The sequence below is a fragment of the Streptomyces sp. TLI_185 genome (genome assembly GCF_003814765.1).
Classification (GTDB): domain Bacteria; phylum Actinomycetota; class Actinomycetes; order Streptomycetales; family Streptomycetaceae; genus Streptomyces.
This window is the reverse complement of the sequence record NZ_RKRB01000001.1, coordinates 1,889,293-1,908,442: the sequence shown is the minus strand read 5'-3', so window position 1 is coordinate 1,908,442 and position 19,150 is coordinate 1,889,293. Positions and strand designations below refer to the sequence as shown.

19 protein-coding genes are annotated in these 19,150 nt (G+C 70.9%); 10 read left to right on the top strand and 9 right to left on the bottom strand.

Translation table 11 applies throughout. The annotated features are described in order from the left end of the window. Window positions 1–139 precede the first annotated feature (139 nt). The gene (locus EDD92_RS08640; protein WP_123963767.1) at window positions 140–346 is read right to left on the bottom strand and encodes a DUF5999 family protein; all 207 of its coding nucleotides are present in this window, start codon (window positions 344–346) and stop codon (window positions 140–142) included. Between the two features lie 385 nt (window positions 347–731). After that, window positions 732–1,316 carry a hypothetical protein gene (locus EDD92_RS08635; RefSeq protein WP_123963766.1) on the bottom strand — a complete coding sequence of 195 codons (585 nt, stop codon included), beginning with the start codon at window positions 1,314–1,316 and terminating at the stop codon, window positions 732–734. A gap of 553 nt (window positions 1,317–1,869) precedes the next feature. On the opposite strand from EDD92_RS08635, the gene EDD92_RS08630 reads away from it, so the two are divergent. After that, entirely contained in the window at window positions 1,870–3,387 is a 1,518-nt protein-coding gene (locus EDD92_RS08630) for a glutamate-cysteine ligase family protein (protein ID WP_123963765.1), read from the top strand. A 141-nt stretch (window positions 3,388–3,528) separates the two neighbouring features. On the opposite strand, the gene EDD92_RS08625 is transcribed toward EDD92_RS08630, so the two are convergent. Then, the gene (locus EDD92_RS08625; RefSeq protein ID WP_123963764.1) at window positions 3,529–5,292 is read right to left on the bottom strand and encodes a substrate-binding and VWA domain-containing protein; all 1,764 of its coding nucleotides are present in this window, start codon (window positions 5,290–5,292) and stop codon (window positions 3,529–3,531) included. Window positions 5,293–5,478: 186 nt separating this feature from the next. Here EDD92_RS08625 and EDD92_RS08620 point away from each other — a divergent pair, with 186 nt between their 5' ends. After that, complete coding sequence (locus EDD92_RS08620) at window positions 5,479–6,288, top strand: CPBP family intramembrane glutamic endopeptidase (protein WP_123963763.1); 810 nt, start codon at window positions 5,479–5,481, stop codon at window positions 6,286–6,288. 122 nt (window positions 6,289–6,410) lie between these two features. Here EDD92_RS08620 and EDD92_RS08615 read toward each other — a convergent pair whose 3' ends face one another. Beyond that, window positions 6,411–7,220 (bottom strand): PhzF family phenazine biosynthesis protein, encoded by an 810-nt coding sequence (locus EDD92_RS08615; protein ID WP_123963762.1) that lies wholly within the window; start codon window positions 7,218–7,220, stop codon window positions 6,411–6,413. 143 nt (window positions 7,221–7,363) lie between these two features. On the opposite strand from EDD92_RS08615, the gene EDD92_RS08610 reads away from it, so the two are divergent. Both EDD92_RS08610 and EDD92_RS08605 read left to right on the top strand, forming a co-directional pair. Beyond that, window positions 7,364–8,149, top strand: a complete 786-nt coding sequence (locus tag EDD92_RS08610; protein WP_123963761.1) for a cyclase family protein — start codon at window positions 7,364–7,366, stop codon at window positions 8,147–8,149. After that, window positions 8,146–9,786, top strand: coding sequence for a thiamine pyrophosphate-binding protein (locus tag EDD92_RS08605; RefSeq protein ID WP_123963760.1), 1,641 nt, complete (start codon window positions 8,146–8,148; stop codon window positions 9,784–9,786). Before EDD92_RS08610 ends, EDD92_RS08605 begins: the two co-directional genes overlap by 4 nt. Before the next feature lie 106 nt (window positions 9,787–9,892). Here EDD92_RS08605 and EDD92_RS08600 read toward each other — a convergent pair whose 3' ends face one another. Next, entirely contained in the window at window positions 9,893–10,789 is an 897-nt protein-coding gene (locus EDD92_RS08600; RefSeq protein WP_123963759.1) for an aminoglycoside phosphotransferase family protein, read from the bottom strand. A gap of 203 nt (window positions 10,790–10,992) precedes the next feature. On the opposite strand from EDD92_RS08600, the gene EDD92_RS08595 reads away from it, so the two are divergent. Then, window positions 10,993–11,628 (top strand): PadR family transcriptional regulator, encoded by a 636-nt coding sequence (locus EDD92_RS08595; protein WP_123963758.1) that lies wholly within the window; start codon window positions 10,993–10,995, stop codon window positions 11,626–11,628. A 64-nt stretch (window positions 11,629–11,692) separates the two neighbouring features. On the opposite strand, the gene EDD92_RS08590 is transcribed toward EDD92_RS08595, so the two are convergent. Next, window positions 11,693–12,121 (bottom strand): SRPBCC family protein, encoded by a 429-nt coding sequence (locus EDD92_RS08590; RefSeq protein ID WP_123963757.1) that lies wholly within the window; start codon window positions 12,119–12,121, stop codon window positions 11,693–11,695. A 118-nt stretch (window positions 12,122–12,239) separates the two neighbouring features. Continuing rightward, window positions 12,240–12,407 carry a hypothetical protein gene (locus tag EDD92_RS49800; RefSeq protein WP_185123968.1) on the bottom strand — a complete coding sequence of 56 codons (168 nt, stop codon included), beginning with the start codon at window positions 12,405–12,407 and terminating at the stop codon, window positions 12,240–12,242. Window positions 12,408–12,626: 219 nt separating this feature from the next. On the opposite strand from EDD92_RS49800, the gene EDD92_RS08585 reads away from it, so the two are divergent. The 3 genes from EDD92_RS08585 (at window position 12,627) to EDD92_RS08575 (ending at window position 15,344) form a co-directional block, all read left to right on the top strand. After that, window positions 12,627–13,172, top strand: coding sequence for a Clp protease N-terminal domain-containing protein (locus EDD92_RS08585; protein ID WP_260326413.1), 546 nt, complete (start codon window positions 12,627–12,629; stop codon window positions 13,170–13,172). Window positions 13,173–13,218: 46 nt separating this feature from the next. Further along, complete coding sequence (locus EDD92_RS08580; protein ID WP_123963755.1) at window positions 13,219–14,223, top strand: DMT family transporter; 1,005 nt, start codon at window positions 13,219–13,221, stop codon at window positions 14,221–14,223. Between the two features lie 173 nt (window positions 14,224–14,396). Next, on the top strand, window positions 14,397–15,344 hold the full coding sequence (locus EDD92_RS08575; RefSeq protein ID WP_123963754.1) for a DMT family transporter: 948 nt from the start codon (window positions 14,397–14,399) through the stop codon (window positions 15,342–15,344). Window positions 15,345–15,392: 48 nt separating this feature from the next. Here EDD92_RS08575 and EDD92_RS08570 read toward each other — a convergent pair whose 3' ends face one another. After that, window positions 15,393–16,079: a pyridoxamine 5'-phosphate oxidase family protein gene (locus tag EDD92_RS08570; RefSeq protein ID WP_123963753.1), complete on the bottom strand. Its 687-nt coding sequence runs from the start codon at window positions 16,077–16,079 to the stop codon at window positions 15,393–15,395. A gap of 76 nt (window positions 16,080–16,155) precedes the next feature. Here EDD92_RS08570 and EDD92_RS08565 point away from each other — a divergent pair, with 76 nt between their 5' ends. Then, complete coding sequence (locus EDD92_RS08565; protein WP_123963752.1) at window positions 16,156–17,487, top strand: aminotransferase class I/II-fold pyridoxal phosphate-dependent enzyme; 1,332 nt, start codon at window positions 16,156–16,158, stop codon at window positions 17,485–17,487. 64 nt (window positions 17,488–17,551) lie between these two features. Then, window positions 17,552–18,454 (top strand): LysR family transcriptional regulator, encoded by a 903-nt coding sequence (locus EDD92_RS08560; protein WP_123963751.1) that lies wholly within the window; start codon window positions 17,552–17,554, stop codon window positions 18,452–18,454. A gap of 102 nt (window positions 18,455–18,556) precedes the next feature. Here the strand turns inward: EDD92_RS08560 and EDD92_RS08555 are convergent, their stop codons facing one another. After that, window positions 18,557–19,024, bottom strand: a complete 468-nt coding sequence (locus EDD92_RS08555; RefSeq protein ID WP_030948271.1) for a pyridoxamine 5'-phosphate oxidase family protein — start codon at window positions 19,022–19,024, stop codon at window positions 18,557–18,559. Window positions 19,025–19,150 lie beyond the last annotated feature (126 nt).

The window sequence follows — 19,150 nt, the reverse complement described above, 5'->3', positions numbered from 1 at the left end:
CCACCTCCGTCGACCTGGCCGGCATCGCGCAACTACGCGTAGTGATCGCCGCCGCACATGCGTCGGGGCCGGTTCGCAGGATGACCTTGCGACCGGCCCCTCAAGTCTCCGGGTGGTGTGACGCACCGCCCGGCGCCGCTCAGGCGGCCGTCATCACCTGGCCGGCGGTCGGCGGGCGGTGCGGCGCGATGATCTGGCCGTCGGGCAGGAGCTCACCGGTGTCCTCGAAGAGCAGAACGCCGTTGCACAGCAGGCTCCATCCCTGCTCCGGGTGGTGCGCCACAAGTCGGGCGGATTCCCGGTCGGCGGAGTGGGCTGTCGGACACGGTGGCTGGTGCTGGCACATTGATGGGATCTTTCGCTCTGTCGTGATGTGTGAGATGGCTGTCTTGTCTGTCCCGCGGCTTGAAGCTCCGTTCATGGCCGCCCCCCCGTAGTGATAAGTCGGTCCAGTCCCAGTGTTGCCCCACGGGCGTCAATCCGCAGGGATTTCGCAGCACCGCTTCTCACAGGTTGAGGACGCATCCCCCGCACGGACGGTTCAGTCCAACTGCACTGTCACTTCGGGTGGTTCTCAGTGGCCGGATGGGGCTAGTCCTTCCAGGTCAGGCCACTTTTACGGCTCGTACGAGCAATTAGTTGCTCGTACGAGCGAATTGTCGGCGAAAAAGCGTCGTACCCCGCCGCGGAATTCCGGGGCGGGGTACGAAAGGAGTGGCGACGGGCGGTGGTCAGGCGGGCGAGCCCAGTAGTGGGACGGGAGTCACCCGATGGGTGAGCACCGGGAGCAGTTCGGCGACGCGGTGCGGGCGGTGGGCGGCGATCCCGGGCGGCGCCGGCGCCAGCGGGACGAGCAGGTCCGTGGCGGCGGGGTGGCCGGTCGCGCCGTCCGCGGTGCAGTCGCCGTGCAGCCACAGTGTGAGCATGTACAGGCTGGGTACCGAGAGCAGGCGTGGCTGGTAGGGCTGGCTCATCGTCTCGGCCTGGCGCAGGGCGCGCTCGGTGGAGGCGATGTAGGGGCCTTCGAAGAAGTGCGAGAAGGCCCAGCCGTCGGGGGTCAGCATGGTGTCGGCGGCGGCCACCGAGCGCTCGCCGCAGCGGATCAGGAAGCGCCACCCGGCCAGCCGGGTGGCGGCCGCGCCCGCGGGGCTGAGTTCGTCCAGTACGTGTACGGGCAGCGGGAGTTCGGGTGTGGCGGGGCCCTGGGAGTGCAGCAGCGAGGGAGTTCGGGCCTCGCGGACCGCGGTGGGGGAACCGAGCGCGGTCAGGACGGTGCGAAGGGCGGGCGCGGGAGCCGGGGGGACATGCAGCGGCATGGTGGGTCGCCTCTCATTCGACAGGCACGGTGGCGCGAGGGCGGGGGCGGACGGCGCTGTCTGCTCACGGGGCCAGAGGGACGGGGGCCGGGTCCTGGGAACGAGGCGTGTGGGTGAGGCCTGCCGCACGTCACCTCGACGGCAGGTTCCATGACCGCGGGTGCCGACCCTCTGTCTTGTTCGCGGAGTTTATACGACATGTGTTCAGACGGTGTTTCGTCTAGTCGTTTCCGGTGTACTTGGCAAGGGTGCATCCGGTCTGCGATACGTGGGAATCATCCCGATTCCGGTCCGCTCTTGCGCCGGTGACCTCGGGAAATACCTGGGCAGCGGTCGGCCAATTCTCGTCGGCGTTTTTCACGAGTTCGTCGACGGCCCGAAACTGCGCCGTGCCCCATGCCCGGTGAATGTGCCACCGGTCACGTTCATCAGAGTAGCGGGCGACGTCCCCGCGCGGGGACGTTATCGATCGCCCCGGCTGGGCATCATCCCACGTGACCCCGACATCGGGCGGCCGGATCTTCGGGCCGCCCACTCGAGGAGGGACGCTTCGATGGGGGAGAAGGTCGTGGCAGGGCGGTTCGACCTGTCCGATCGGCAGCACTACCGCGACAAGCTCCGCAGGTGTCTGACGGGGCTGGAGCGACTCCTGGACGAGAAGCGGTTCGATCGCCCGAAGAACCTCATGGGGTTGGAGATCGAACTGAATCTGGCCGGTGGTGACGGCATGCCGAAAATGCTCAATGCACAGGTTCTCGAGCGGATCGCAAGCCGTGATTTCCAAACAGAACTCGCCATGTTCAATCTGGAAGTCAACATAGCCCCACATCGATTGGGCGGGCGAGTATTCGATCGGCTCACGGAGGAACTGAGGACCTCGCTGGCATATGCCCACCGAAAAGCGGGGGAGCTCGACGCGGGAATCGTGATGATCGGCATTCTGCCGACCCTCGACCGGGACGACCTGGTGTCCTCCAACCTTTCCGACGTGGACCGCTACGCCCTGCTCAACGAGCAGATCGTGGCCGCCCGCGGCGAGGACTTCGTCCTCGACATCGACGGCGTGGAGCACCTCACCTGCACCTCGAAGTCCATAGCCCCGGAGGCGGCCTGCACCTCCGTACAACTGCACCTCCAGGTCACCCCGGGCCGCTTCGCCGACGTCTGGAACGCCGCGCAGGCCGTCGCGGCAGCCCAGATCGCCGTAGGCGCCAACTCGCCCTTCCTGTTCGGCCGCGAGCTGTGGCGCGAGTCCAGGCCCCCGCTGTTCCAGCAGTCCACCGACACCCGGCCGCCGGAGCTGCAGGCGCAGGGCGTGCGCCCGCGCACCTGGTTCGGGGAACGCTGGATCACCTCGGCGTACGACCTGTTCGAGGAGAACCTGCGGTTCTTCCCGGCCCTGCTGCCGATCTGCGACGACGAGGACCCTCTGGAGGTCCTCGACGAAGGCGGCGTCCCCAAGCTCGCCGAACTCGTCCTGCACAACGGCACGGTGTACCGGTGGAACCGCCCGGTCTACGGCATCGCCGACGGCGTCCCGCACCTGCGCGTCGAGAACCGCGTCCTGCCCGCCGGGCCCACCGTCACCGACGTCATCGCCAACGCGGCCTTCTACTACGGCCTCGTCCGCGCCCTCGCCGAGGAGTCGCGGCCCGTGTGGACCCGGCTGCCCTTCGAGGCGGCCGCCGCGAACTTCGACGCCGCCTGCAAGCACGGCATCGACGCCCGCCTGGAGTGGCCGCGACGGGGCCGGTACGGCGGCACCATGCAGGTCGACGCGGTGAGCCTCGTACGCGACGAACTGCTCCCGCTCGCCGAGGCGGGCCTGGACGCGTGGGGGGTCGAACCCGCCGACCGGGACCTCTACCTGGGCGTCATCGACGAGCGCTGCCGGCGCCGGGTCAACGGTGCGACCTGGCAGGCGGCGACGTTCCACCGGGCGCTGGAGACGGGGCTCTCGCGGGATGCCGCGCTGGCGGCCACGACCCGGAGGTACAGCGAGCTGATGCAGGCGGGGGAGCCGGTGCATACCTGGCCGGTGGGGCTGCCGGAGCCTGTGCCCTTGGGCTGAGCTGCGCTCAGCGCTCCGCCGGCCTTGCCGATTTTGCGGCTTCGCCGCGGGCGTGATGTGTCGTCCGCGGCGTAGTCGTGGCTGGTCGCGCCCACGCGGCGGAGCCGCACATCGATACAGCCCCGCGCCCCTTTGGGGCGCTTAGTCATCCCCCCTGGATCCCGCCGCCACGATTGCCTTCAACATCACCGACTGGATCTGTGACGGGTTGCTGACCGACTGGCCCGAGCCGCCTGTTGCCTCGGCGATCTGTTGGGCCTCCTGGCGGTCGGCGTCGGGGCCCACGGCGATCATGATGAGGGGTACCGGGCGCGCGGGGTTGGTGAGTTTCTGCAGGTGGGTGATGAGTTCTGAGCGGGAGATGCTGCCGGGGTCCTGGTTGACGCCGTCGGTCAGGACGACCAGCGCGTTGAACTTCCCCTTGACGTAGGACGAGCTCGCCGCCTTGTATGCGGCGAGCGTGGTGTCGTAGAGCCCGGTCGCCCCGTGCGGGACCGGCTGGAGGGCGTTGAAGGCCGCCGAGAGCCGGTCGCGCTGGGTTCCGCCGCCCTTCTGGTCGCCGAGGCGCTCGGTCGGCACCAGGATGCGGTAGTCCTTGGCGCCGTCCAGCTTCGTGGAGAACTCCCACAGGCCGATCTCGTCCTCGGGCGTGAAGGTGGCGAGGGCCTGCAGCAGGGAGCCCTTGGTGACGTCCATGCGGGACTGGCCGGTCCCCGGCACCGGCTGTGACATGGACGAGGAGGCGTCCACGACCGTGGTGAGCCGGGCGCTCTGCACGGTGATCGTCCAGGTGCCGAGGGTCTCCTGGAGCGCGGCGTCCGAGGCCGGCTGGGGCGTGGGCTCGGTGTACGGCTGCGGGCTGCTGCCGCCTGCCTCGGCGACCACCGCCTGAGGCGCCTCCTCGTCGGAGGTGCGGAAGCCGTACTTCTGCAGCAGCCGCAGCTGCGCCGGCTGCCGCAGGTAGTTGATGAACCGCAGCGCGGCCCTGCTCTCGTCGGTCGTCAGCTCGTCGACCGTGGCGAACGGGTAGTCCAGCCGTGGCGAGCCGTCCTTCGGGTAGAACATGTCCACGCTGCCGCCGCTGCCGGCCGAGGAGTTGTACGTGTACGCCGCCTGCTCGGACAGCACCAGCGCCTGGTTCCGCTTCGGGTTGCCCAGCTCGGTGCCCGAGGAGTCACGGGGCAGTGTCTCCACGACCTGGCTGTCGCTGTCGGCGGTGCGCTGCGACAGCGTCTTCATCATGGCCGCGGCCTGGGTGTCGCCGCCCTTGAGCCCGGCGGCGGCCGTGCTGAGCCGGGTGAGGGCGAGCAGCCCGGTGGCGCTGCGCGCGGGGTCGGCCGCGCCCAGCCTGAGCGACTTGTCCTGCATGGCGGTGCCGACCAGGTCGACCCAGCTGTACGTCTTCTTCGGCCACCCCAGCGACTTCGCGGCCGTCGGCACCATCGCGACGCCGATCGGCGTCGAGGCGACCGCACCCACCGGAGTCACGTCGATCGGGCCGTTGTCCGCAGTGACCCGGTCGATCCACAGCTCCGAGTCCGGCACCCACAGCTGCGCGTCCGGCTTCCTGCCGACAGCGAGCGCGTCCGCGACCTTGTGCGAGTCGCGCGCGGTCACCATGACCGCGACACAGCGCCCGTCGGAGGTGATGTTGCTGCGCCGTGCCTGTTGCGCCGCGGCCGTGAGGGCGGGGGCGATGTCCGGCGAGGCGACGAGCCTCAGGCGCACCGGGTCGTCCTGGCAGGAGGAGCCGAACGACAGCAGCCCGCTCTTGACCGCGCCCGCCGCGCCGCCGGCGACAGCGAGGACGAGCACCGTCGCCACGGCCACCGTGCGGCGCCGCGCCCGTGGACGGGGGTCGCTGCCGCCCGCCCCATACTGATCGGGCAAGCTGTGACGTCCCATGACGGTGGTGCCCCTCCCTGTTGAACCTCGTGCCGGACTGCGGCCGTATGGCATGCGAAAGGGGAGGTACGCCCCGTACGGCGTCCGTCCCCCCTGACGGCCAAGCGCACGATCCTCGTAAGTTCTTTCGAGACCCTAGCGGGGTGGCGGTGGGGATGAGGCTGGATTACTCAACTGGAGGCAGGTGTGCAGGCAGAGGCGGGCCCGGTGGCCGATTCCTTTCCGCCGGAACGGCCCTCGCGACGGATTCTCCGTGACGAGACGCTGCTCGTTCTTGGGCTTTCGCTCGGCGCGAGTGGTGTGTCCGCCCTGATCAGCTTTGTCGGATCGGTCACGAAACCAGGAGGGCTCAAGGAGCAGGCGGCCACCCTCAACGCCTCGGCCGCGCCGGGCCGCCCCTGGCTTGATCTGGCCTGGCAGCTGTTCGGGATCACCACGGCCCTGGTGCCCGTCGCGCTCGTCGCACACCTCCTGCTGCGCGAGGGCCAGGGACTGCGCACCATCGGCTTCGACCGCACCCGGCCCTGGCCCGACCTCGGCCGTGGCGCCGGGATCGCGGCGGTGATCGGCAGCACCGGAATCGCCTTCTACCTGGCCGCACGAGGCCTCGGCTTCAACCTCACGGTGGTGCCGGAGGCGTTGCCCGACGTGTGGTGGAAGTACCCCGTGCTGGTCCTCTCGGCGATGCAGAACGCGATCCTCGAAGAGGTCATCGTCGTCGGCTATCTGCTGCGCCGGCTCGGACAGCTGGGCTGGACGCCTGGCACCGCCCTGGTGGCCAGTTCCGTACTGCGCGGCTCGTACCACCTCTACCAGGGCATCGGCGGCTTCGTCGGCAACATGGTGATGGGTGTGGTGTTCGTGTACCTGTACCGGCGCTGGGGGCGGGTGGGTCCCCTGGTGGTGGCGCATTCCCTGCTCGACATCGGGGCGTTCGTGGGGTACGCGCTGCTGGCCGGGAAGGTGGGCTGGCTGCCGACGCCTGCCGGCGGCTGAGCCGCACACCGGGGTGCGAGACGTGACGAAGCCGCGGGACCGGCGGGGGCTGAGCGCGCCCACGCGGCGCAAGCCGCATGTCGATACAGCCCCGCGCCCCTGTCGGGGCGCGATGGAGCCGCCTACACGAGCAGTTCGCCCTCGATCGTCGTGACCGCGCGGCCCGTGAGGAGTGTGCGGTCGCCGCGCAGCTGCGTGCGGACGCGTCCGGAGCGGGGCGAGGCCTGCAGGCCGGTGAGGTCGTTGCGGCCGAGCCGCTCGGACCAGAAGGGGGCGAGGGCCGTGTGGGCGCTGCCGGTGACCGGGTCCTCGTCGATGCCGGCGTTCGGGAAGAAGCAGCGGGAGACGAAGTCGTAGCCCCGGGTGGGGTCCTCGGCGCGGGCGGTGGCGATGATGCCGCGCTCGGAGTAGGCGCCGAGCGCCTTGTGGTCGGGGGTGAGGGCGTGGACCGTCTTCTCGTCGGCGAGTTCGAGGACCAGGTCGCCGACGTTCGGGCCGGTGTCGAACGCGGCGCGCGGCTCGGCGCCCAGCGCTTCGGCGACGCCGTCCGGGACCTCGACCGGCGTGAGCGGCGCCGTCGGGAAGTCCAGGGTGATCGCGCCGTCCTCCTGGGGCGTGGCGATCAGGACGCCGCTGCGGGTGGCGAACCGCACCGAGCCCTCGTGGGCGCCGGTCGTGTGCAGGACATGAGCCGTGGCCAGCGTCGCGTGCCCGCACATGTTGACCTCGGTCGCGGGCGTGAACCAGCGCAGCGCCCAGTCGGCCTCACCGCCCTCGGGCAGCCGGTGCGCGAACGCGGTCTCGGCGTGGTTGACCTCCAGGGCGATCTTCTGGAGCCGGTCGTCGTCGGGGAAGTCGTCGAGGAGCAGGACACCGGCGGGGTTACCGGCGAAGGGGCGGTCGGTGAAGGCGTCGACGATTCGGATTCGCATGGCTTCGACGCTAGGGCGGGGCGGAGCTTCCCACCAAGTCCAATTCAGGGACAGTGGACCGATTTCCGGGCCACACGCCTCTCCGAAACGACCCTTGGCTGACACCCTGTCGTTGACCGTTCAGCCTTGCCCAGGAGGCCGTCATGTCCCAGCCGTCCGTGCTCGCTGCCCTGCTCGCCGGGCTGCAGGGTGGATCGATCGAAGTCGTCGACCTCACGTCGCCGCTGTCGTCGACCACACCGGTGATCCAGCTGCCGCCCCAGTTCGGCCAGACCCAGGTCTTCGAACTGGAGGAGATCAGCCGGTACGACGACCGGGGACCGGCCTGGTACTGGAACAACTTCCGCAGCGGCGAGCACACCGGCACCCACTTCGACGCACCCGTCCACTGGGTCACCGGAAAGGAACTCGCCGACGTCGCCTCGGTTCCGGCGGGCCGGCTGATCGCCCCGGCGGTCGTACTCGACTTCTCCGACCATGCCGCCAAGGACCCCGACTTCCTGGTCGAGGTGGACCACATCAAGGCCTGGGAGGCCGACAACGGGCCCTTGCCCGAAGGGGGTTGGCTGCTGCTGCGCACCGGTTGGGACGCCCGTTCGCAGTCGCAGGAGGCGTTCCTCAACGCCGACGAGAACGGCCCGCACACCCCCGGCCTCTCCGCGGAGTGCGCCCGCTGGGTGGCCGAGGAATCCCCTGTGATCGGCCTCGGCACGGAGACGGTGGGCACGGACGCGGGACGGGCGCACTCCTTCGAGCCGGCCTTCCCCTGCCACTCCTACTTCCTGGGCGCCGACAAGTACGGGCTGACGCAACTGCAGAACCTCGGCTCCCTGCCCCCGACCGGCGCCGTCGTCATCGCGGGACCGCTGCCCATCGTCTCGGGCTCCGGATCCCCCGCACGCGTACTCGCCCTGGTGGAGCGGTCGTGAAGGTCGCCGAAGCCGTCGGGCGTGCCCTGGTCGCGTCGGGGATCGAGCATGTCTTCGGCGTGGTCGGCTCGGGCAACTTCCATCTGACCAACGCCATGACGGCGGCGGGCGCACGGTTCGTCGCCGCACGGCACGAGGGCGGCGCGGCGACCATGGCCGACGCGTACGCCCGCACGAGCGGGGAGGTGGCCGCACTCAGCGTCCACCAGGGCCCCGGCCTGACCAACGCCCTGACCGGCATCACCGAGGCCGCCAAGAGCCGTACACCGCTGCTCGTGCTGGCCGCCGAGGCGACCGCACAGCGGTCCAACTTCCGTATCGACCAAGCCGTGTTGGCGCACTCCGTCGGAGCCGTCACCGCGCGCGTGACGACCGCGCACGACGCGGTCGAACAGGCCCGCGCGGCCCTCCAGCGGGCCCGGCACGAACGGCGCACGGTACTGCTGAACCTGCCGCTGGAGGTGCAGGCCCTCGACGTGCCCGACGCGGCCCTGCTGGACGCCCACCCCATGCCTGTACGAGAACCGGTCGAGCCCTCCGAGGCCGCGGTGGCGGAGCTGGTACGGGTCCTGGAGCGCGCCCGGCGCCCGGTCTTCGTCGCCGGCCGGGGCGCGCGCACCACCGGCAGCCGCGACGCGCTCCTCGCCCTGGCCGACCGGTACGGCGCTCTGCTGGCTACCTCGGCCGTGGCCCGCGGCCTGTTCCACGCGAGCCGCTACTCGCTCGACGTCTCCGGGGGCTTCGCCTCGCCCCTCGCGGTCGAACTGATCCGGGGCGCCGACCTGATCGTCGGCTGGGGCTGCGCGCTGAACATGTGGACCATGCGGCACGGCAGTCTGATCGGCCCGGACGCGACCGTCGTCCAGGTCGACGACGACCCGGAGGCGCTCGGCGCGCACAGGCAGATCACCCTGGGCGTCACGGGTGACGTGGAACGCACGGCGCGACGGTCGTGCGAGGCCGCCGGCGAGAGTCGCGCGGGCTACCGCACGCCCGACGTCGCCGAGGCCCTCGCCGCACGGGTCCGGTGGCGGGACGTGCCGTACGAGGACGAGGGCACCCGCGAGCGGATCGACCCGCGCACGCTGAGCATCGCGCTAGACGACATCCTCCCTGCGGAGCGGGTCGTCGGCGTCGACTCGGGCAACTTCATGGGCTATCCGAGTGCGTATCTCTCGGTGCCGGACCACAACGGCTTCTGCTTCACCCAGGCCTTCCAGTCGATCGGCCTGGGCCTCGCGACCACGATCGGCGCGGCCCTCGCCCAGCCGGGCAGGCTCCCGGTGGCCGCCCTCGGCGACGGCGGCGCGCTGATGAGCGCCGTGGAACTCGACACCGTGCGCCGGCTCGGACTGCCGATGGTGGTCGTCGTCCACAACGACGAGGCCTACGGAGCCGAGGTGCACCACTTCGGCCCCGACGGCTTCCCGCTCGACACGGTCACCTTCCCCGAGACGGACATCGCTGCCATCGCCCGCGGCTACGGCTTCGAGGCGGTCACCGTCCGCACGCCCGCCGACCTCAAGGCGGTGCAGGACTGGGTCGCCGGGCCGCGCTCGGCACCCCTGCTGATCGACGCCAAGGTGACCCGCGAGCACGGTGCCTGGTGGCTGGAGGAGGCGTTCCGCGGCCACTGAGCGCCGCACACCCGCATGGGGCTCGGCTCTGCCCTGGGGCCGGGCCCTGCTCACGCACTGGGGCGGCAAGCGATCGTCTCTGTCTCGGCCTGCGATCGGGGCGACATCACACCATCGACTCCAGAATGCGGTCGAGTGTCCGGCGCCCCATTCTGCTCATCGTCGGATTGCTCTCGACGTAGTACCAGACAACACCCATCGCCTGTTCGAACGCCCATGCCTTGCCGCGCTCCCACTCCAGATCGTCACAGTCCAGTGTCCGCCGGAGCACCTCCCGCGGGCCCGGCTGCAACAGGTGCCAGGCACTGACCAGATCCAGCGCGGGGTCGGCCGGGCCGAAGCCGCCGGTGTCGAGTACGCCGCTGAGCCTGTCTCCCGCGACCAGTACATTGCCGGGAATCAGGTCACCGTGGCTCATCACGTCGGGATCCGTGCGCGGCAACTCCCGGAAGCGGCTCCACACCTGGCGCAGCCGGGGCACGTCGAGCAGCTCCTCACTCTCCTCGAAGCACTTCGCCATCCAATCGTCGTGGTGAGCGAGAACGCCGCCACGATTTTCGCCGCTGAAAAGCCGCCCCCGCGTCTCGGCCTCCCGCAGGGCAGCGATGAAGGCCGCAAGGTCCTCGGCAAAGGCGTCCGACCCACTCGGGTCGGCATCAGAGGCGACCGTTCCCGGCAGCCATGTCTGGATCGACCACGGCATGGGGTAACCCGCTCCAGGCTTTCCCAGGGCGACGGGTTCTGGAGCGGGGAACCGAGACACCTGTGCCAACTCCGCGCTCGCCTGGGCTTCCTGTTCCAGAACCGCCAGCGCCTCGGCGGCATCGGCCGGACGCAGTGGGAAACGCGCAGAGAGGTCGTTCCCGATGCGGAAGATGGCGTTGACCGTCCCGGTCGACGACAGGAGTTGGATCGCCTCGCCGCTCCACTGAGGGAACTGTTCTTGGATCAAGGTCGCCACGATGCCGGTGGTCACGTCCACTTGGTCCTCGTGCATGGTCATTCCCGCGGGCCCTTCCCCCTGGTCCGGTTCGAAACACCGGAAGCGGACCGGATCAACTGAGACGACAGCCAGTCTTCATACGTCAGGGTCCAGATCAACCGGGATTTGCGGCCCCAGGTGTTCCGGGGGGCCTTGTCATCCGAACTGTTCCGATATATCGTTGACCCATCGCGACAGATCAACGATGGAATGGAGTGATTGCGATGCGTTCCCATGGATTCGAACGTGGACACGGTGGACCCGGCCCTCGCGGGCGGGGTGGTTTCGAGGGCCTGCGCGGCGCCTTCGGTCCCTTCGGGCCGGGTGGCCCCGGCGGTGGTCCGGGCGGCTTCGGCTTCGGCGGACCCGGCTTCGGCCCGGGCCCCTGGGGGCCACGAGGGCGCGGCGGACCGAGGGGCAGGGCACGGCGAGGTGACGTACGAGCGTCGATCCTGGCCCTGCTGAAGGACCGGCCCATGCACGGTTACGAGATGATCCAGGAGATCGCCGAGCGCAGCGGCGGGGCGTGGAAGCCCAGCCCCGGTTCGGTGTACCCCACCCTCCAGCTGCTGGAGGACGAGGGCCTGATCACCAGCGCGAGCGAGGGCGGCAAGAAGCTCTTCTCGCTCACTGAGTCCGGCCGCAGCGCGGCAGACGAGGGCCCGGACGCGCCCTGGGAGGAAGCCTCCCGCGGCATCGACTTCGAGGCGCTCGGTGAGATCCGCCAGGCAGGCTTCGGTCTGATGGAGGCCTTCGGCCAGGTCTGGAAGACCGGCAACAAGGAGCAGCGCGAGAAGGCGCTGACGGTCATCAACGAAGCCCGCAAGAAGCTGTATCTGATCCTCGCCGACGAGGACTGACGGTCCTACGGCGACGAAGGCGCCCCGCGGAGCACTCCGCGGGGCGCCTTCCCGTGTCCGGTGGTCAGGACACCAGCCCGGCGAGCTTGCGCAGCGACTCGTTCAACGCGGCGGTCCCCGAGTCCTTCAGCCGGCCCGCCATCAAAGTGACCGCGGCGCCCGTGAATTCGCCGTCGATGCGGACCTTCGTGGCGTCGCCCTCAGGGGTCAGGGTGTAGCGCGTGGCCAGGCTCACGGCCATCGGACCCTTGCCCTGAATGGCGAAGACCCGGGCCGGTTCCAGCTCCGAGATGGTCCACTCGACCTCGGCCGGGAAGCCCATCAGCTTCATGTTCTCCTGGAAGGTCCCGCCCACTTCGAGCGCCGCCGGGCCGCCCTGCGGAAAGCTGGTGTGGGTGGCGTTCCACTCGCCGTACGCGGGCCAGTCCATGAGCTGTGCCCACACCTTCTCGGCGGGCGCCTCGATCCGTGCTTCCGCGTTGATTTCGGGCATGCGACCACCTCTTCGTGTCGGGCTGTGGTGTCGCGGAACGTAGCCGCAGGGCCTGGAACATTCAATACTGATGAACCGTCAGGAAGTGTGTGTGTGTTCCGCCGTGCGCCCTCGGCGGTCAGCCGACCCGGCGGATCAACGCGGCGTCGAAGAGATCGCACGCGCGCGGGAAGGCGCTCTCTTCGTGGCAGTGCCAGGCGTCCCAGAACAGGTCGGCGGGCAGTGCGTCCTCCGGGGCGTACACCCGGTACACGTACTGCTTGCCGTCGACGGCCGGCAGGGACACCAGCCAGCACCTGCTCTCCACGCATTTTCTGGACGTGCGACGGGGCGCTGTGGTTGCGCGCCGGGCGCGCGGCAAGGCGGCGCGCGCCCCTGCGGCCAGAACGGCCAGATCTCATCCGTAAGGAGGAGATTCCCGCCCGCCGGGTCCACTCTCTGTGGGACGCCAAGATGCTCCCCCTCGGGGATGACCGGAGGCGAGGAGGTTGATGGGGTAGGGGTTGTGCAACCCCGTATCCCCCGGCAGTCGGTCGGCGAACAGGTCGTCGGCCCCCGCGTGGACAACGATGCCAGGCTCAGTGCCGAACTGGCAGCGGTGGTCTCCGGTGCCCGCCGCCGGGCGGTGCGCGACGGGGACCGGCAGATCGACACGGCCCATCTGCTGCACTCGCTCCTGGAGCAGGACCCCGAGGTGCGGGCCGTCTTCGACGACGGGCCCGAGATCGCGCGGCTGCTCGGCTACCTGGTGCAGCGCAGTATCGGTTACGGCCTGCGCTGGCAGGGCTCTGTTGAGGACTCCGGCGCCGTGCCCGTGGTCGCGGAGGCCGAGGGCTTCTCGCCGCTGGCCTCGGCCGCGATGGGCCACGCCTGTGAGCGCGCCGCCGCCCGCGGTGCCGAACCGGCGAGCGGCATCGATCTCCTCGCGGCGGTCGTCGTCGACCCGCAGGCACGGGCCGTCGAGGTCCTCGACCGGGCCGGCATCGAAACGGGCGCCGTGCTGACACGCATCGAGAACCGGCTGGCGCGCTCCAGGTGGTCCAGCCGCTGAGACAGGTGTCATCGGGGGTGACGCTCATGTCGTCGCCTGTCATCATGTGCCTGTGCAGACGTCTGACAGCAGCCGGGGCGGCCGCGGCAGGAGTGCCGGGCTCGGTCTCGCCCTCGGGTCCGCGGTCGCCTTCGGAGGATCCGGGGTCGCGGCGAAACCCCTGATCGAGGCAGGCCTCGACCCGCTCCACGTGGTGTGGCTGCGCGTCGCGGGCGCCGCGCTGGTGATGCTGCCGGTCGCCGTGCGCCACCGCGCGCTGCTGCGCCGCCGCCCGGCGCTGCTCGCCGGGTTCGGACTGCTGGCCGTGGCCGGTGTGCAGGCCTGCTACTTCGCCGCGATCTCCCGCATACCCGTCGGCGTCGCGCTGCTCGTCGAGTACCTCGCGCCGGCCCTGGTCCTGGGCTGGGTGCGGTTCGTGCAGCGGCGGCCGGTGACCCGGGCCGCCGCGCTCGGCGTGGTCCTCGCGGCCGGCGGGCTCGCCTGTGTGGTCGAGGTCTGGTCGGGGCTGAGCTTCGACGCCGTCGGCCTGCTGCTCGCACTCGGTGCCGCCTGCTGTCAGGTCGGCTACTTCGTCCTGTCCGACCAGGGCAGCGACGCCGGTGACGACACACCCGACCCGCTCGGCGTCATCGCGTACGGCCTGCTGATCGGCGCCGTCGTCCTGACCGGCGTGGCCCGCCCCTGGACCATGGACTGGTCCGTGCTGACCGGCACCGCACACATGGACGGCACCCCGGTCGCCGCCCTCCTCCTGCTGGCCTGGATCGTCCTGATCGCCACCGTCCTCGCCTACGTCACCGGCGTCCTGTCGGTGCGCCGGCTCTCCCCGCAGGTCGCGGGCGTCGTGGCCTGCCTCGAAGCGGTCGTCGCGACGGTCCTGGCCTGGGTGCTGCTGGGCGAGCACCTGTCGGCGCCGCAGATCGTCGGCGGTGCGGTCGTCCTGGTGGGCGCGTTCATCGCCCAGTCCTCGGCACCCGCCAAGGGATCCCCGGAGCCGGTGGCGAGCGGCGGCCCGGAAAGGGAGTTGTCGTCCCGCGAAAGCGCCGCCTAGGGTGCTGATCATGCATTCGAACGCACTCGTTCTTCCGCCTCCGGCCGCCTGAGGCGGGCCCTCCGGAATCCACGCCCGGCCCGGTGCCGGGCGGAACGGTGCTGCCCGCAGAAGAAGTCCACGGCCCGGTCGATGCCGGGCGGGCCCCTTCCGAAACTTCTGCGGAGACATTGGTGTCGTCGAATGCTGCTTTCGGCCTGCCCGTCGGGCGAGGTCTGTTCTGTCTGATCGTCGCCGGTGCCGCCTGGGGCACCGCGGGCGCGGCCGCCTCCCTGGTCTTCCGGGCCAGTGACATGGGCTACGCCACCCTCTCCTTCTGGCGCTGCGCGGCCGGCCTCGTCCTGCTGCTCGCCGCCCGCCTGCTGCGTCCGCGCGGGCGGACCGCCGTGGGCGAACCTTTCCGTCGCAAGGCGCTGCGGATCGGTGTCACCGGGGTCGGGCTCGCCGTGTTCCAGACGGCCTACTTCGCGGCCGTGTCCGCCACCGGCCTCGCCGTCGCCACCGTCGTCACGCTCGGCACCGGTCCGGTGCTCATCGCGCTGGGCGCCCGGCTGACGATGGGGGAGCGGCTGGGCCGCGGCGGCCTGACCGCCGTCGCCGGGGCCCTGGCGGGGCTGGGAGTGCTCGTCCTCGGCGGCGGCGGAGCGACCGTACGCCTGTCGGGTGTGCTGTTCGCCCTGCTGTCCGCGGCCGGCTACAGCGTGCTGACCCTGCTCACGCGCTGGTGGGGGAGGGACGGTGAGGTCGACGCGTCCACCACGTCGGTGGGGGCGTTCGCGGTCACCAGCCTCTGCCTGCTGCCGTTCGCCCTGGCCGAGGGGATCGTCCCGCACGCGGCCCACCCCGCCCGGACCGTCTGGCTGCTGGCCTACCTCGCCACCGTCCCCACGGCCCTCGCCTACGGCCTCTACTTCGCGGGAGCCGCCGCCGTCCGGTCCGCCACCGTGTCCGTGATCATGCTCCTGGAACCGGTCGGCGCGGCGGTCCTGGCGGTCGCCCTGCTCGGTGAACGGCTCACTCCGGCAACGCTGGCGGGCACGCTGCTGATGCTGGGCTCGGTGGCGGGCCTTGCACTGGCGGAGGCACGCGACGCGGCGGCGGAGGACCCGGTGCTGGTGTGAGGCGGGGGTGCGGGGCCCGGTCACCGGACCCCGCACCCGTCGGAACCGTCACGGCACCGCAAGATAGTCGGGGACCGCGGTGCCGGGCGCCAGGTCGGCGTCGGGCACCGGGGTCTCGTAGCCCTTCCGCAGCGGGACGACGCCGGCCCAGTGCGGCAGGGCCAGGTCCTCGGGCTCGTCGTTCACCCCGCCCGTGCGGAGCTTGGCGGAGACCTCGTTCAGGTCGAGACGGATCACCGCGGTGGCGGCCAGCTCCTTCTTGGTCGCGGGCCGGGAGTCGGCCGCCCGGCCCGGTACGACGTGGTCGACCAGCGCGTCCATTGCCGCCCGCTTCTCCTCGGGGTCCGTCACGTCGTGGGCGATGCCGTGCACCACCACGGACCGGTAGTTGATCGAGTGGTGGAAGGCCGAGCGGGCCAGGATCAGTGCGTCGACATGCGTGACGGTCAGGCACACGGCGAGCCCGGGGTCGGCCTTGCCGGTCATCCGCAGCGGGCGCGAGCCCGTCGAGCCGTGCACATAAAGGCGGTCGCCGACGCGCCCGTACAGCGTGGGCAGCACCACCGGGGCCCCGTCCCTCACGAAGCCCAGATGACAGACGTACCCCTCGTCGAGTATCGCGTGCACCAGCTCCTTGTCGTACGACGCCCGCTCCGCGGCGCGGGTGGGGACGGTGCGGTCGGTCGGCGTGTAGGCGGCGGGCTGCGACGTCGGCTGCTGCTGGGTCCCCTGCATTGCGATCTCCATTGCTGTGGGTGTCGTCCGCTGTCGGTGTTGCGTTGCGGTATTGCACTAGTGCATAATGTTTTTTGTGCTAGGAGGATATCGGATCGAAGGGCGACGTGCAGCAGAGATTGCGGCGAGCGTCGAGCGTGCGGTGGGGTCCGGCGAGCTGGAGCCGGGTCAACTGCTGCCTCCCATGCGGGAGTTGGCGGTCGAGCTGAGCGTGAATCCGAACACGGTCGCGTCCGCATACCGGATTCTGCGGGAGCGCGGGGTCATCGAGACGTCCGGGCGTCGCGGCAGCCGGGTGCGGTCCAAGCCGGCCACGACGGGGCGCGACTACGTCCGGATGGATGTGCCCGCGGGGGTGCGGGACGTGGCGAACGGCAACCCCGACCCGGCGCTGCTGCCCTCGCTGGCGAAGGTTTTCGCGGCGGCGGGCGAGCAGGGCGACCGGGAGCCCGTGCTGTACGGAGATGCCCTGGTCGAACCGGAGCTGGAGCGGATCGCGCGCGCGGACCTGGGGGCCGACGGGGTGCCGGACGGACCGCTGACGGTCGCGTCCGGCTCACTGGACGCCATCGAGCGCGTACTTGCGGCACACCTCAAACCGGGGGACACCGTCGCCGTGGAGGACCCCGGCTGGGGCAGCCTCCTCGACCTCGTCCCGGCACTTGGCCTGCGCACGGCCCCGGTGGGCGTCGACGACGAGGGCCCGCTCTCAGGCGACGTACAGCAGGCCCTGACGGCCGGCGCCCGCGCCCTGATCGTCACGGACCGCGCCCAGAACCCGACCGGCGCCGCGGTGAGCGCCACGCGCGCGCGTGCCCTGCGCGCCGTGCTCCGCGACCACCCGGAGATCCTCCTGATCGAGGACGACCACGGCCACGGCATCGTCGACCTCCCACTGCACCCCCTGGCCGGCATCACCCGGCACTGGGCCTTCGTGCGCTCGGTCGCCAAGGCGTACGGCCCCGACCTGCGCCTCGCCGTCCTCACCGGCGACACGACCACGGTCGACCGGGTGAGCGGCCGGCACCGCCTCGGCCCCGGCTGGGTCAGCCGCCTCATCCAGCGGGCGGTGGTACGGCTGTGGGTCGACGACGCACTGGACACCCGGGCGGTCGCCGCCGCTTACCGCACCCGCCGCGACCTCCTGATCGACGCCCTCGCGCAACGTGGTGTGGAGGCCCACGGCCGCACCGGGCTGAACGTCTGGATCCCCGTCCCCGACGAAACCACCGCCGTGGCCGCCCTCCTCCATGCCGGCTGGGCAGTCGCGCCGGGCGCCCGCTTCCGCATGAGCGCCCCACCGGGCATCCGCATCACGGTCGCGACCCTGGCACCGGAGGAGGTCGGCCTCCTGGCGGACGCGATCGCCAGAGCCTTGGGTCCCTCGCCGACCCGCAACTACGTGTGAGGGGGCGCACCCCACCTCGTAGCATGTCGGGAATGTGTGCGCGACACCTCGTAGCATTGCTTACATGTTGAACCTGGAGCGGCTGCGCACGCTCGACGCCCTCGCCCGGCACGGCTCCGTCAGCGGTGCCGCCGAGGGGCTGCACGTCACGACGTCGGCCGTATCCCAGCAGCTGGCCAAGCTGGAGCGGGAGGTCGGCCAGCAGCTGCTCGCCAAGAACGGGCGCGGAGTGCGGCTCACGGACGCGGGCCGGCTGCTCGCCGAGCACGCGGCCCGCATCCTGTCGCAGGTCGAGCTCGCCCAGTCCGACCTGGAGGCGCACCGCGGGGAGGTGGTGGGGGAGCTGCGGCTGGCGGCGTTCCCGACCGCGGCGCGCGGTCTGTTCCCGGCCGCCCTGTCCCGGCTGCGCAAGGCACATCCCGGCCTGCGCGTCACCTCTCGGGAGACGGAGCCCGAGCCCGCCGTCCTCGCCGTGATGCGCGGCGACTTCGACCTCGCCGTCGTCCTGGACTGGTACAACAGACCGCTGCCCACGCCCGAGGGGCTGGTCAAGGCCGTCCTCCTCGACGACACGGCAGATGTGGCGATGCCGGCCGGGCACCGGTACGCGGAGCGGGCCGAGGTCGACCTGGAGGACTTCGCCGACGACGACTGGATCACCTGGGGCGAGAGCGAGTTCTGCCACGAGTGGCTGATCCACACCCTGCGCTCCAAGGGCATCGAGCCGCGTGTCGCCCACCGCGCCGAGGAACACCCCACTCAACTCGCCCTGGTCGGTGCGGGGTTGGGAGTGTGCGTGGCACCGAGACTCGGCCGTGGACCGCTCCCGGAGGGCGTGCGGGCCGTGCCCGTGCGGCAGTCGGTACGGCGCCAGATCTACGCCGTCTGGCGTGCGGACGCCGACCGCCGCCCGTCGATCCGGGCGGCGGGGGAGGCGCTCCAGGACGCGGGGCGCGAGGTGGGCTGAGCGGGTCGGGCGAAATCCGCTGTCACGCGGCGGAGCCGCATGTCGATACAGCGGCCGTGCCCTGGAGGGCGCGGGGCTCATCGCCGCACATCCCGCGGAGCGCTAGGCAGGGCCCAGCTTGCGGAAGTCCCAGGAGACGATCTTCTCCGGGGTCAGCCGCACCCAGGCGTGCCGGCCGTCGTGCGGCATCTCCTCCAGGTTGAAGTTCTTGCGGGCGAACAGGGTCTCCGGGACGTCGAGTTCGGCGCAGAGTTCCCCGGTGCGGGGGAACTCGCCCACGAACTCCACGGAACCGGACAGCTCGACGCCGCGCAGTTCGTCGTACTCCTCGCCCGTGTCGACCACGATCGCGACCCGTGGATCGCGCCGCAGGTCGGTCCAGCGCTTGCTGCGCACGACGGAGTACAGCCACATCGAGGTGCCGTCCCAGGCGAACCACAACGTGCTGACGTGCGGCGCTCCACCCGCGGACACCGTGGCGACCCGGCAGGTGCGCTGGGTGACGAGGAACTCGTCCAGCTCACCGGGCGTCATCATGATCTTCCGGCCCCGACGCTGAGTGACGGTCATGCGGCCCCCTCTTCTCTCACGTCGTGTCAGAGGAACTCCAGTGATCCTCTGACATCACGTCAGAAAAGGATGGTCAGAAAAGGATGGGTCTTCTTCCGTCCGTACGCAATGGCCGTTACGCTCGCC

Coding starts and splice junctions, on each gene's coding strand:
- EDD92_RS08640 (WP_123963767.1), bottom strand. CDS start 346: ATGTGCCAGCACCAGCCACCGTGTCCGACAGCCCACTCCGCCGACCGG.
- EDD92_RS08635 (WP_123963766.1), bottom strand. CDS start 1,316: ATGCCGCTGCATGTCCCCCCGGCTCCCGCGCCCGCCCTTCGCACCGTC.
- EDD92_RS08630 (WP_123963765.1), top strand. CDS start 1,870: ATGGGGGAGAAGGTCGTGGCAGGGCGGTTCGACCTGTCCGATCGGCAG.
- EDD92_RS08625 (WP_123963764.1), bottom strand. CDS start 5,292: ATGGGACGTCACAGCTTGCCCGATCAGTATGGGGCGGGCGGCAGCGAC.
- EDD92_RS08615 (WP_123963762.1), bottom strand. CDS start 7,220: ATGCGAATCCGAATCGTCGACGCCTTCACCGACCGCCCCTTCGCCGGT.
- EDD92_RS08610 (WP_123963761.1), top strand. CDS start 7,364: ATGTCCCAGCCGTCCGTGCTCGCTGCCCTGCTCGCCGGGCTGCAGGGT.
- EDD92_RS08600 (WP_123963759.1), bottom strand. CDS start 10,789: ATGACCATGCACGAGGACCAAGTGGACGTGACCACCGGCATCGTGGCG.
- EDD92_RS08595 (WP_123963758.1), top strand. CDS start 10,993: ATGCGTTCCCATGGATTCGAACGTGGACACGGTGGACCCGGCCCTCGC.
- EDD92_RS08590 (WP_123963757.1), bottom strand. CDS start 12,121: ATGCCCGAAATCAACGCGGAAGCACGGATCGAGGCGCCCGCCGAGAAG.
- EDD92_RS08570 (WP_123963753.1), bottom strand. CDS start 16,079: ATGCAGGGGACCCAGCAGCAGCCGACGTCGCAGCCCGCCGCCTACACG.
- EDD92_RS08560 (WP_123963751.1), top strand. CDS start 17,552: ATGTTGAACCTGGAGCGGCTGCGCACGCTCGACGCCCTCGCCCGGCAC.
- EDD92_RS08555 (WP_030948271.1), bottom strand. CDS start 19,024: ATGACCGTCACTCAGCGTCGGGGCCGGAAGATCATGATGACGCCCGGT.